At 41.7% G+C, this 1253-nt stretch carries 1 protein-coding gene; it reads right to left on the reverse strand.

The features are described from left to right. Window positions 1-347: 347 nt before the first annotated feature. Window positions 348-836, reverse strand: coding sequence for an adenylyltransferase/cytidyltransferase family protein (locus F6J94_RS33935; RefSeq protein WP_071106454.1), 489 nt, complete (start codon window positions 834-836; stop codon window positions 348-350). Window positions 837-1253: the final 417 nt, after the last annotated feature.

Below are 1253 nucleotides of genomic sequence, written 5' to 3' on the forward strand. Positions count from 1 at the left end.
TAACCCCTAACAATTAACCTGCAAGTTAATTGTTCGAGCAGCTTAGGAGTAAAGCACCGAAGCGAGACAATTGACTTGCAGGTTAATTGTTAGGGGTTAGGGGTTAGGTGTTGGTTTAATGGTTAATGGTTAATGGTTAATAGTTAAGGGTGTAAGCGTGCTTAGTACCTAATGTAAGCGTGCTATCATGGCTAATTTAAGGGTGCCTATACTGAAGTAGATAGGGAGACACCCGCGACGGAGAGACAACACCCGAGGGTATGAAAAGTTTTTTCCAAAATTGACAAATAATCAATTTACACCCACAACAACTTATCAAATTTCAACCATTCTCTATTCTCACGTGCTTATCGAGCCTGAAGAATGCGGTTAATGATTTGAGTAGTGGAGGTAGGAAATTCAACCTGGACTAACTCAATCCGCCCCCCGTAGGATTGAACAATCGGGGCTTCTGGTAAAGTCGATAGACTGTAGTCACCCCCTTTAACATACACCTCTGGTTGCAATGCTTCAATTAAACGAGTAGCTGTGGTTTCAGCAAAAATCACTACCCCATCTACGGGTTTGAGAGTTGCCAGAATTTCTGCCCTCTGTATTTCAGGAACCAGTGGTCGGGGAGGATATCCTGGCTGTGATGGTTTAATGCGGTTTACTGATTGATCACTATTTAGCCCCACCACTAGAGATGAACCCAAGGATTTGGCAATCTTTAAGTAACGCACATGACCAATGTGTAGTAGATCAAAACACCCATTAGTAAATACCAGTGGTCGCCATCGCTCTGACTCGTGGGTGATCAGCTGTTGTAATTCATCGGCAGTGTAGATTCCAGTCATCTAACTTGAAAATATTTCTGAGTGCATCAGCCAGACAGTCCTGAGTTAAAAGGACTTACTCCAGTAATAGGTTTACCTACTACCAAGGCTACCTCCCTCGCCCCAAAGTAGTTGATTTATACTTTACTGTGTACCATGTTGATTGGATTTTTTACCAAGAGGGTCAGGGAGGTTTACAGATTACCCAAGCTATGCTAGTGTATCTTTTGAGGGATTTATTAAGCTGGGAAGCTCAACTACCAATACTATCAATACTATTATACTCATTGGTGATAGCTGATACTTAAATAAAAGCTCAGTTGATGTCTGTAGGAAGTATAAATACAAGGCAGCTCCGTCAAAAATGAAGATTGACCAATAAACCCGATTTTGCTCATTTTATGTCTACTCCTTGGGACGTTTGTATCCCTGCTCATA

This window comes from Moorena sp. SIO1F2 (assembly GCF_010672755.1).
Lineage (GTDB): Bacteria > Cyanobacteriota > Cyanobacteriia > Cyanobacteriales > Coleofasciculaceae > Moorena.